This is a genomic window from Umezawaea sp. (assembly GCF_057122925.1).
Map to the genome: position 1 here is coordinate 19,999 of NZ_DBNGPQ010000118.1, position 12,118 is coordinate 32,116.

Consider the following 12,118-nt stretch of genomic DNA (forward strand, 5'->3'; position numbering starts at 1 on the left):
ACCGCTGACCTCCACCGGGGTTCGCGCCGCGAAACCCGGTGGAGGTCAGCGCACTAGGCGCCGAACTCCTGGTCGATCAGCGCGAACATCTCGTCGTCGTCGGCCGCGTCGATCTGGTCGACGATGCTGGTCCCGCCGCTGACCGGTGCGCAGCGGGCCAGCAGGGACTGCAACCTGCCGACCACGGCGGCACGGGTGTCGCCGTCGAGGTCGGTCCTGGCGACCGCGTTCTCCAACTGCTCCAACTCGTCCAGCACGGGGGCCTTGACCTGCTCGTCGAGTTCCAGCGCCGTGCGCAGGAACTCGACGAGCGCGGTCGACGTCGGGTAGTCGAAGATGAGCGTCGCGGGCAGGGCGAGACCCGTCGACGCTCCCAGGGTGTCGCGCAGTTCGACGGCGCTGAGGGAGTCGAAGCCGAGGTCGCCGAACGCGCGGTCCGGTTGCACGGCCTCGATCCCGCTGTGGCCCAGGACGGCGGCGACGCGCGAGCGGACCAGGTCCATCAGGTGGCGGTCCTGCTCCATCGACGTCAGGGCCTCCAGCTCGCCCAGCAGGGTCGAGCGGTCCGGGGTGGCCGACTGGGGAGCCTGCTGGACCTCGGGCAGGTCGGCGATCAGCGGGCTGGGTCGGGCTGCGGTGAACACGTCCGCGAACCTCGGCCAGTCGACGTCGGCGACCGTGACGGTGGTGTCGCGCTGGGAGAGGGCCTCCTTCAGCGCCGCCAGCGCCTGTGCGGACGGCAGGGCCGCGACACCGCGCAGGCGCAGGGCCTCGGTGGCGTCGGCGTCGGCCATGCCGCCACCGGACCACGGGCCCCACGCGACGGACAGGGCCGCCGCACCGCGCGCCGACCGGGACTCGGCCAGGCCGTCGAGCGCGGCGTTGGCCGCGGAGTAGGCGGACTGGGCGCCGCTGCCCCACGTGGCCGAGATCGACGAGAACAGGACGAACGCGTCCACGTCTCCCACCAGTTCGTCGAGGTGCCGGGCGCCGACGAGCTTGGCGGCCAGCACGGCGTCGAACTCGGCGGTGTCGTGCTCGTGGATCGGGCGGACCAGTTCGGTGCCCGCCGCGTGGAACACGGCCGTCGGCGGGTGCTCGGCGACCAGCGCGGCCACGGCGGCGCGGTTGGTCGTGTCGCACGCGGCGATCGTGACGCGCGCGCCGAGCGCTTCCAGGTCGGCGGTCAGCTCGGCCGCACCGGGTGCCTCCGCGCCTCGACGGGAGGCCAGGACCAGGTGGTCGACGCCTTCGGCGGCGAGCCAGCGGGCGACGTGCCCGCCGAGCGCGCCGGTGCCGCCGGTGATCAGCGCGGTGCCGCTCGGGCTCCACGGCTGGGCGCCCGAGCGGGCCGGGGCGTGGACGAGGCGTCGGGCGAAGACCCCGTTGGCGCGGACGGCCACCTGGTCCTCGCGGCCCGTCAGCACGGTGAGGAGCCGGAAGAGGCCTTCACCGTCCATCGTGGACGGCAGGTCGACCAGTCCGCCCCAGCGCTCGGGGTGCTCCAGCGCGACGACCCGGCCCAGGCCCCACACGGCGGCCTTGACGGGGTCGACGTGGTCGTTGCCGGTCGACACGGCACCGCGGGTCAGGCACCACAGCGGGGCCCGCACGTCCGCGTCGCCGAGCGCCTGCACGAGGACGAGGGTCGCCTCGGGGTCGCGGGCGAGCGACAGGACGCCGTCGGCGGGACCGGCGTCGGCGAGGGCCTTCGCCAGCGCCCCCCGGTCGCTGAACGCGTCGACGGGGACGACGTCGAGGCCGAGTGCGGTCATGCCCGCGAGCAGCGCGGCCTCGTGCATGTCCGCGACGACCAGCCAGCGGCCGGTGACCGCGGTGGTGCCGGGGTCGACGGGCTGCCAGCGGACGCGGTAGCGCCAGCCGTCCACCGTGGAGCGCTCGCGGCTGCCGCGCCGCCACGTGGACAGCGCGGGCAGCGCCTCGCGCAGCGGGAGGTCGCCGGACAGGTCGAGACCCGCGAGCGAGGCCAGGTCCTCCTGCTCGACGGCGGCCCAGAACTCGGCGTCGGCCAGTGAGCCCGCGCTCGACCTCGGGGCGGCGTCGAGCCAGAAGCGCTCGTGCTGGAACGCGTACGTCGGCAGGGCGACGCGCCGGGCCCCGGTGTCCGCGAACATCCCGGCCCAGTCGACGTCCACGCCGCGGGCGTGCACCCTGCCCAGCGCCGTGAGCAGCGCGCGGGGTTCGGGCCGGTCCGCGCGCAGCCCGGCGACGAGCACGGCCTTCCGCACGCTGTCCGCGCCCATCGCGGTGAGCACGCCGTCCGGGCCCAGTTCCAGGAACGTGCCGACGCCCTCGGCCTCCAGGGTGGTGACCGCGTCGGCGAAGCGCACGGCCTCGCGGACGTGGCGCACCCAGTACTCCGGCGAGGTGACCTCCTCGGCGGTGACCAGCTTCCCGGTCAGCGTCGAGACGATCGGGATCGTCGGGGCCGAGTAGTCGAGGCCCTTCGCGACCACCAGGAACTCGTCGAGTACGTCGTCCATGCGCGGCGAGTGGAACGCGTGGGAGACGCTGAGCCGCTTGGACTTGCGGTCCTCGAACCGGGCCACGACGGCGAGCACGGCGTCCTCGTCGCCTGCGACCACGACGGACGTGGGGCCGTTGACGGCGGCGATGGACACGCGGTCCGTCAGGTGGGGCAGGACCTCGTCCTCGGTGGCCCGCACGGCGACCATCGCGCCACCGGCGGGCAGCGCCTGCATGAGCGCGCCGCGGGCGGCGACCAGCGTGGCGGCGTCGTCCAGGGACAGCACCCCGGCGACGTGGGCGGCGGCGAGTTCGCCGATGGAGTGGCCCGCGAGGAAGTCCGGGGTGACGCCCCAGGATTCGACCAGGCGGTAGAGGGCTACCTCGATCGCGAAGAGGGCAGGTTGGGTGAACTCGGTCCGGTCGAGCAGGTCGGTGTCGTTGAAGGCCTCGCGGAGGCGGGGGTCGAAGCGGTCGCACACGGCGTCGAAGGCGTCCGCGAACACCGGGAACGCGGCGTGGAGTTCCTGTCCCATCGCGACCCGCTGGCTGCCCTGGCCGGTGAACAGCACCGCCAGCCCGCCGCCCGCCGTGGCGTCGGTGGCCTCGACGGTGGCGAGTTCGCGGACCAGGTCCTCGTGGCTCTCGGCGACGACGACCGCGCGGTGCTCGAACAGCGCCCTCGTGGTGGCCAGCGAGAAACCGAGGTCGGTCAGGTCGGTGGACGGCAGCGCCGCCACGCGGTCGGCCTGCGCCCGCAGGGATTCCGGCGACCGGGCCGACAGCACGAACGGGACCAGCGGCAGCGGCTTGCGCTTCGAAGCCCCACCGACGGGCGGGGGAGGACCAGAGCGTCCGACGCCGCTGTTCGCGGCCTCGGGCGCCTGCTCCAGGATCAGGTGGGCGTTGGTGCCGCCGATGCCGAACGCCGACACGCCCGCGCGCCGCGGCCGGTCGTGCTCGGGCCACGCCCGCGCGTCGGTGAGCAGCTCGACCGCGCCGGACGCCCAGTCCACGTGCGGGGAGGGCTCGTCCACGTGCAGCGTCTTGGGCGCGAGGCCGTGCCGGATCGCCTGGACCATCTTGATCACGCCCGCGACGCCCGCGGCGGACTGGGCGTGGCCGATGTTGGACTTGAGCGAGCCCAGCAGGACGGGGTGCTCGCGGTCCTGGCCGTAGGTGGCGAGGACGGCCTGCGCCTCGATCGGGTCGCCCAGCTTCGTGCCGGTGCCGTGCGCCTCGACCACGTCGACGTCGGCGGTGGTGAGGCCGGAGTTGGCGAGGGCCTGGCGGATGACGCGCTGCTGCGAGGGGCCGTTGGGGGCGGTCAGCGTGCTGGACGCGCCGTCCTGGTTGACCGCCGAGCCCCGCACCACGGCGAGGACGTCGTGGCCGTTGCGGCGGGCGTCGGACAGGCGTTCGACCAGGAGCATCCCGACGCCCTCGGCCCAGCCCGTGCCGTCGGCGCCCGCGGCGAACGCCTTGCAGCGGCCGTCGGTGGACAGACCGCTCTGCTTCGCGAACTCCTCGAACAGGGCCGGGGTGGACAGGACCATGACACCGCCCGCGAGGGCGAGGTCGCACTCGCCGCGCCGCAGGGACTGCGCGGCCAGGTGCAGCGCCACCAGCGACGACGAGCACGCCGTGTCGACGGTCATCGCCGGGCCTTCGAGGCCGAACGTGTAGGCGATGCGACCGGACATCACGCTGGGCGTGCTGCCGGTGAGCAGCAGGCCCGCCAGCTCCTCGGGGATCGCGACGCCGCCGCTGCCGTAGTCCGTGGCGCTGCCGCCGATGAACACACCGGCCTGGGTGCCGCGCATCGTCGCCGGGTCGAGCCCGGCGCGTTCGAAGGTCTCCCACGTGGTCTCCAGCAGCAGCCGCTGCTGCGGGTCCATCGCGAGGGCCTCACGCGGGGAGATGCCGAAGAACGCCGGGTCGAAGTCCGTGGCGTGGTCGACGAAACCACCGCCCGCGACGTCGAAGTCGAAGTCCTCCACGGCCCAGCCGCGGTCCACCGGCAGCGGCGCGATGGCGTCGCGGCCCGTGGAGACGAGGTCCCACAGGTCTTCCGGCGACCGCACGCCGCCGGGCAGGCGGCAGGCCATCGACACGATCGCGATGGGCTCGTCGGAGCCGACGGCGGCGGCCACGACCTGCGCCGGACCGCTGTCCGCCGCGTCGACCAGCTCGGTGCGCAGGTGCCCGGCGAGCGCCTGCGGGGTCGGGTAGTCGAAGACGACCGTGGCGGGCAGGCGGAGACCGGTGGCGCTGCTCAGGGTGTTGCGCAGCTCCACGGCGGACAGCGAGTCGAGGCCCATGTCGACCAGGCCGCGGCCCGGCTGGACCTGCTGCGCGGAGGAGAAGCCGAGCACCACGGCGACCTGGCCGCGAACCATGTCCAGCAGCAGTTCGTCCTGCTCGGTCGGGCTCAGCGAACCCAGCTTCTGGCTCCACTGCGAGGATTCCGCGCCACTGCCTGCGGCGGCCCTGCGCACCGGCACGCGGACCAGGCCGCGCAGCACCGGGTGCAGGTCGTTCTTGGCCGACCGCAGCGAGCCGAGGTCGAGCTTGATCGGGACGGTGACCGGTTCGTCCAGCACCAGCGCCGAGTCGAACAGCGCCATGCCCTCCGCCATCGCGAGGGCGGGCATCCCGGCACGGGCCATGCGGGCGAGGTCGACCTTCGACAGGCCCGCGCCCATGCCCGCGCTCTGGTCCCAGAGCCCCCACGTGAGCGCGATGCCCGGCAGGCCCTGCGCGCGGCGGTGCGCGGCGAGACCGTTGAGGTAGGTGTTGGCGGCGGCGTAGTTGGCCTGTCCCGGCGAGCCGAGCAGGCCCGCGGAGGAGGAGAACAGGACGAACATCGCCAGGTCGCGGTCGCGGGTGAGCTCGTGCAGGTGCCGCGCGGCGTCGACCTTCGGCGCGAACACGGCGTCGATCCGCTCGGGCGTCAGGGATTCGAGGATGCCGTCGGCCAGGACGCCGGCGGTGTGCACGACACCGGACAGGTCCGGGATGTCGGCCAGCAGCGCCTCCAGGGCGGCGCGGTCGGACACGTCGCAGGCCACGACGTCGACCCGCGCGTCCAGTTCGGCCACGAGTTCGGCGGCACCGGGCGCGTCCGGGCCTCGGCGGGAGGTCAGCACGAGGTGCTGAACTCCTTGGCCGACGAGGTGGCGGGCCAGTTCCGCGCCGAGACCACCGGTGCCGCCGGTGATGAGGACGGTGCCGTCGACCTTCGCCGGGATGGTGAGGACGACCTTGCCGATGTGCTTGGCCTGCCCCAGGTAGCGGAACGCCTCGGGCGCGCGGTGCAGGTCCCAGGAGGTGACCGGCAGCGGGCGCAGGTGGCCCGCGGAGAACCAGTCGTAGAGCTGGTGGAGCATCTCCTTGATGCGGTCCGGGCCTGCCTCGATCAGGTCGAACGCGCGGTAGCGGACGCCGGGGTACTGCCCCGCGACCTCGTCGACCTCGCGGACGTCGGTCTTGCCCATCTCCACGAAGCGACCGCCGCCACCGAGTCCGACCAGGCGCAGCGAGGCGTCCACGAACTCGCCCGAGAGCGCGTCCAGGACGACGTCGACGCCCCGACCGCCGGTGGCGGTGGTGAACTGCCGCTCGAACTCCGTGGTGCGCGAGGACGCGATGTGGTCGTCGGGGATCCCGGCGGCGCGCAGCACGTGCCACTTGCCGGTGGACGCGGTGCCGTAGACCTCCGCGCCGAGCCGGCGGGCCACCTGCGTGGCGGCCATGCCGACACCACCCGCGGCGGCGTGGATCAGCACGGACTCGCCCTCACCGAGCCCGGCCAGGTCACCGAGGCCGTAGAGGGCGGTCAGGAACACCAGCGGCACCCCGGCCGCCTCGGTGAACGACCAGCCCGCAGGCATCGGGCACACCATCCGGTGGTCGGCGACGGCGACCGGCCCGAAGGCGGCGTCCATCATGCCCATCACCCGGTCGCCCGGCGCGAGACCGTCCACACCGGACCCGACGGCCAGCACGACGCCGGAGGCCTCCAGACCCATCAGGCCCGCGTCACCGGGGTACATGCCGAGCGCGTTCATCACGTCGCGGAAGTTCACGCCCGCCGCGCGCACGCCGATCCGCACCTCGTGCGGCTCCAGCTCGCGGGTGACCTCGGGCCACGGGATCGTGACGAGGTTGTCGACCGTGCCCTGCTCGGTGAAGTCCATCCGCCACGGGCCGTCGCCCTCGAACGCGGGCACGGTCCCGGCGAACGCCCGCACCAGGCGCGGCGCGAACGCCTTGCCGCCGCGGATCGCGACCTCACCCTCGCCGCTCGCGACCACGGCCGCCGCGTCGAGCTGCTCGGGGGCGTCGGTGTCGACGAGGAAGATCCGGTCGAGGTGCTCGGACTGGGCGGCCCGCACGAGGCCGGACACCGCGGCGTGCGCCAGGTTCGGCACGTCCTCGCCCGGCAGCACCGCGACGGCGCCGCTGGTGACGACCACGAGCACGTCGTCGCCCGCCAAGCGCTCCTGGAGGTCGGCCAACACCAGGGCGGTGACCTCGCGGGGATCGCCGTCGGGGGCGTGCAGCACCACGGGCCGGGCGGCGTTCTCCCGGCCCTCCAGCGCCAGGGCGGTCCAGTCGACGCGGAACAGCGAGTCGGACTTGGCGCCGCCGGACTTCATGCCGCCGATCTGGCGCAGCACCAGCGAGTCGATGCGCGCCACGGGGGCACCGCCGCCGTCGGCGACGCTGATCGACACGCCCTGCCCGGCGGGGGAGATCCTGGCGCGCAACGTCGTCGCGCCCGCCGCGTAGAGGCTGACCCCGTTCCAGGAGAACGGGAGCGAGCCGGTCTCCTGCTTCTCCGCGCCGAGCCCGAGGGTGTGCAGCACCGAGTCCAGCAGGGCCGGGTGCACGCCGAACTGGCCTGCGGGGCGGTGCTCGGCGTCGGGGAGGCCGACCTCGGCGTAGAGGTCGTCGCCGTCGCGCCAGGCCGCCCGCAGGCCGCGGAACACCGGACCGTAGGACAGGCCCGACTCGGCGAGGTCGTCGTAGACCGAACCCAGCTCGATCGACTCGGCGCCGGGCGGCGGCCACGCGGCCAGGTCGAACCCGGCGGGCACCTGCTCGTCGGTCAGCACGCCGATCGCGTGCGTGGTCCACTCGTCGGCGTCCTGCCGGGAGTACACGGTGATCGCGCGCCGCGCGGAGGCGTCCGGCTCCGCGACCGAGACGCACAGGGTCACCGCGCCCTGCTGGGGCAGGACGAGCGGTGCTTGCAGCAGCAGCTCTTCGAGGTGGCCGCAGCCGAGTTCGTCGCCGGCGCGGATCGCCAGCTCCACCAGCGCGGTGCCGGGCACGACGGCGTTGCCGGAGACGACGTGGTCGCCGAGCCACGCGTGACCCGCCAGCGACAGGCGGGCGGTGAACAGCGTGCCGCCGCCGGGCGCGGACAGGACCGCGGCGAGCAGCGGGTGGTCGGCCGAGCCGAGACCGGCCGAGGTCACGTCCTGCGCGGCCTGGCCGCTCTCGACCCAGTAGCGCTCGCGCTGGAAGGCGTAGGTGGGCAGCGGGACGCGCCGCGCGCCCGAGCCCGCGTAGAAGGCGGCCCAGTCGACCGGGGCGCCGCTCGCGTGCACGGCGCCGAGCGCGGTGACGATCGACCGCACCTCGTCGCGGTCCTTGCGCAGCGACGGGACGAGCCGCGCCCTGGTCGCGCTCTCGGCGCCCATGGCCGTGAGCACGCCGTCGGGGCCGAGTTCCAGGACGGTGGTGACGCCCTCGGCTTCGAGGGTCCGCACGGCGTCGGCGAAGCGCACGGCCTCGCGGACGTGGCGCACCCAGTACTCCGGCGAGGTGATCTCCTCGTCGGAGACGAGTTCACCGGTCAGGGTGGACACGATGGACGTCGTGGGGGCGGTGAACGTCAGCCCCTCCGCGACCGCGCGGAACTCGGCCAGCATCCCGTCCATGCGGGGGGAGTGGAACGCGTGCGACACGGTGAGCCGCTTGGACTTCCGGTCGGTGAACTGGGCGACGACCTGTTCGACCGCGTCCTCGTCGCCCGCGACGACGACGGACCGCGGCCCGTTGACGGCGGCCACGGACACGCGGTCGGTCAGGTGCTTCCGCACCTCGTCCTCGGTGGCCTGCACGGCGACCATCGCGCCACCGGCGGGCAGCGCCTGCATCAACTTGCCGCGTGCGGCGACGAGTGTCGTGGCGTCGTCCAGGGACAGGACTCCGGCGACGTGGGCGGCGGCGAGTTCACCGATGGAGTGGCCCGCGAGGAAGTCGGGTGCGACGCCCCAGGACTCGACGAGCCGGTAGAGGGCGACCTCGACGGCGAACAGGGCGGGCTGGGTGAACTCGGTCCGGTTGAGCAGGTCCGCGTCGTCCAGCGCTTCGCGGAGGCGCGGGTCGAACCGGTCGCACACGGCGTCGAACGCGGCGGCGTACACCGGGAACGTGGCGTGGAGCTGGTGCCCCATCGCGATCCGCTGGCTGCCCTGGCCGGTGAAGACCACGGCCGTGCGGCCCTCCACGGCCTCGCCCGCCACCGGGGAGCCGTCGGCGAGGGCCTGGAGGCCCGCGAGGAGTTCGTCGCGGCCCTCGGCCACGACGACCGCGCGGTGGTCCAGGTGCGCCCGCGTGGTCGCGGCGGAGAAGCCGAGGTCGGTGAGGTCGCCGTCCCAGGACAGGAGGTTGCGGGCCTGGGCGCGCAGGGCTTCCTCGGTCTTGCCGGACAGAGCCACCGGAACCAGCGGCAGCGCACGACGTTCGACCGCCTCCACCGTCGCCTCTGGCGCCTGTTCGAGGATCGCGTGCGCGTTCGTCCCGCTGTAACCGAAGGAGGACACACCGGCCCGCCGGAGGTGCCCGGTCTCGGGCCACGGACGGGTTTCGGTGACCAGCTCGGCCGCGCCGGAGCTCCAGTCGATCTGCGGTGACGGCGCGTCCACGTGCAGCGTCTTCGGCACGACTCCGTGCTGGAGCGCGAGAACGGTCTTGATGACCGCGGCGACACCGGCCGCCGCCTGGGTGTGGCCGATGTTGGACTTCACCGACCCGAGCAGCAGCGGCGTGTCGCGCTCCGGTCCGTACGCCTCGATCAGCGCCTGCGCCTCGATCGGGTCGCCCAGCTTCGTGCCGGTGCCGTGCGCCTCGATGACGTCGACGTCCATCGCGGACAGCCGCGCGTCGGCGAGCGCCTGGCGGATCACGCGCTGCTGCGACGGGCCGTTCGGCGCGGTGAGGCCGTTGGACGCGCCGTCCTGGTTCACCGCGATGCCGCGCACGACCGCGAGCACGTCGTGGCCGTTGCGCAGCGCGTCGGACAGCCGTTCCACCAGCACCAGGCCGACGCCGTCGCCCCAGCTGGTGCCGTCGGCACCCGCCGCGAACGACTTGCAGCGCGCGTCCCACGACAGGCCGCGGGCGCGGCTGAAGTCGATGAAGGCACCGGGGGAGGTCATGATCGTCGCGCCGCCCGCGAGCGCGAGGTCGCACTCGCCGCCGCGCAGCGCCTGCACGGCGAGGTGCAGCGTCACCAGCGAGCCGGAGCACGCGGTGTCGACCGTGACGGCAGGGCCTTCGAGGCCGAACGTGTAGGACAGGCGGCCGGAGATCATGCTCGCCGCGGTGCCCGTGCCGACGTGGCCCTCAAGGCCCTCGGGCAGTTCGCCCTGGAGGTTGGTGAAGTAGTCCTGGCCGTTGGTGGAGGTGAACACACCGGTCCGGCTGCCGCGCAACGAGTGCGGGTCGATGCCCGCGCGCTCGAACGTGTGCCACGCGGTCTCCAGCAGCAGTCTCTGCTGCGGGTCCATCGTGATCGCCTCGCGCGGCGAGATGCCGAAGAAGCTCGGGTCGAACTCCGCGACCCCGTCGACGAAGGCGCCCTCCATCACGTAGGAGGTGCCCTGGTGGTCGGGATCGGGGTGGTACAGCGCTTCCAGGTCCCAGCCGCGGTCGGTGGGGAACGGCGCGACCGCGTCCCGGCCGTTCACGACGAAGTCCCACAGCTCCTCGGGGGAGGTGATCCCGCCCGCGAACCGGCACCCCATCGCCACGATCGCGACGGGCTCCTGGCCCGCGTTCTCGACCTCCTGCAACCGGTGGCGCGTGCTGTGCAGATCGGCGGTCACCCGCCTGAGGTAGTCGCGGAGCTTCTCCTCGTTGGACATTCAGCGCCACCCTTTTCACGAAGCCCGCACGACAATTCCCGGCACAGATCGCTTGTCGAAAGCTAGTGACGGGCTGGTGCGGACGACACCCCAGACGGCCCCCAATGCGACCCCTATAGTCGCGTCGGCGCACGTCGGAGAGGGTGGGCCCGGCACCCCGCCCGGCGAGCGGACGGGGTGCCGGGGTGGATCAGCCGTGCACGGTGATGGCGCCCGCGGGGCACAGCGCCGCCGCTTCCCGCGCCGCCGCGTGGTGGGACTCCGCCGGTTCGACGTCGAGCACGATGACCGTGCCGTCGTCCTCGCTCTGGTCGAAGACGTCCGGGTCGGTCAGCACGCACATGCCGGAACCGCAGCACTTCGCCGCATCTGCCTCGATCTTCATGACCACTCCACCGGAAGCGCGTGAACCCCGTAGATCGCCATGTCGGTGCGCAGCGGCACCTCCTCAACCGGTACCGCGAGCCGGAGGTTCGGGAACTCGCGGAACAGCGTGGCGAACCCTATCCGCATCTCGATGCGCGCGAGCTGCTGGCCGAGGCACTGGTGCACGCCGTGGCCGAAGCTCATGTGGCCGCTGGCCGACCGCGTGACGTCCAGCTCCTCGGGGCGGTCGAACCGCTCGGGGTCGCGGTTGGCCGCCGCGAGCGACAGCGACACCGTCTCGCCCTCCTTGATCAGCACGCCGCCCACCTCGACGTCCTCCAGCGCCGTGCGGATGGTGCCGAACTGGAGGATCGACAGGTACCGCAGCAGTTCCTCGACGGTGTTGTCGATCAGGGACGGGTCCGCCTTCAGCGCGGCGAGCTGGTCCGGGTTGCTCAGCAGCGTCAGCGTGCCGAGGCCCAGCATGTTCGCCGTCGTCTCGTGCCCGGCGACCAGCAGCAGCACCCCCATGCCCGCGATCTCCTCGTCGCCGAGGTCCTCGCCGCTCGCGATCAGGCCGCTGATGATGTCGTCACCGGGCGTGGTCCGCTTGCGCCGCACGAGGTCGCGGATGAAGTCCTTGATCCGCTCGAAGGCCGCGAGGGCGTCCTCCGCGCTGGTGTCCAGCCGCAGCGCCTTCGCGGTGTCCTCCTGGAAGACGTGCCGCTCGTCGTAGGGGACGCCGAGCAGCTCGCAGATCACCAGCGAGGGGATCGGGAGCGCGAACGCCTCCACCAGGTCGGCCGACGTGCCCCCGTCGCGCATCGCCTTCACGTGGTCGAGGACGATCTCCCCGATGTGGGCCGACAGCAGGTTCATCCGCCGCACGGTGAACTGCCCGGTCAACAGCTTCCGGTAGCGCGTGTGGTCCGGCGCGTCCATCCCGATGAACATCCCCGGTTTGGCGGGCGGCCGTGGTGCCATCGGCTGACCGGCGACCATCCGCGGTGAGTGGTGCAGCTCGGAGCGGCTGCTGAACCGCCGGTCCGCGTGCACCTCGCGAGCGAGGTCGTAGCCGGTCACCAACCACCCCAGGTGCCCGT

The 12,118-nt window shown here is 73.4% G+C and carries 3 protein-coding genes; all 3 read right to left on the minus strand.

Annotated features, from left to right (window positions below):
- Positions 1-53: 53 nt before the first annotated feature.
- Positions 54-10,649: a type I polyketide synthase gene (locus AC156L_RS26960; RefSeq protein ID WP_330876208.1), complete on the minus strand. Its 10,596-nt coding sequence runs from the start codon at positions 10,647-10,649 to the stop codon at positions 54-56.
- A gap of 190 nt (positions 10,650-10,839) precedes the next feature.
- Positions 10,840-11,034, minus strand: a complete 195-nt coding sequence (locus AC156L_RS26965; RefSeq protein ID WP_330876207.1) for a ferredoxin — start codon at positions 11,032-11,034, stop codon at positions 10,840-10,842.
- Positions 11,031-12,118: cytochrome P450 (locus AC156L_RS26970; RefSeq protein WP_484407362.1), on the minus strand; the 1,088-nt coding region annotated here is incomplete at its 5' end. The genes AC156L_RS26965 and AC156L_RS26970, both read right to left, overlap by 4 nt.

Bases quoted from the DNA above. Each gene is read 5' to 3' on its own strand.
- AC156L_RS26960 (WP_330876208.1), bottom strand. From the start codon at position 10,649: ATGTCCAACGAGGAGAAGCTCCGCGACTACCTCAGGCGGGTGACCGCC.
- AC156L_RS26965 (WP_330876207.1), bottom strand. From the start codon at position 11,034: ATGAAGATCGAGGCAGATGCGGCGAAGTGCTGCGGTTCCGGCATGTGC.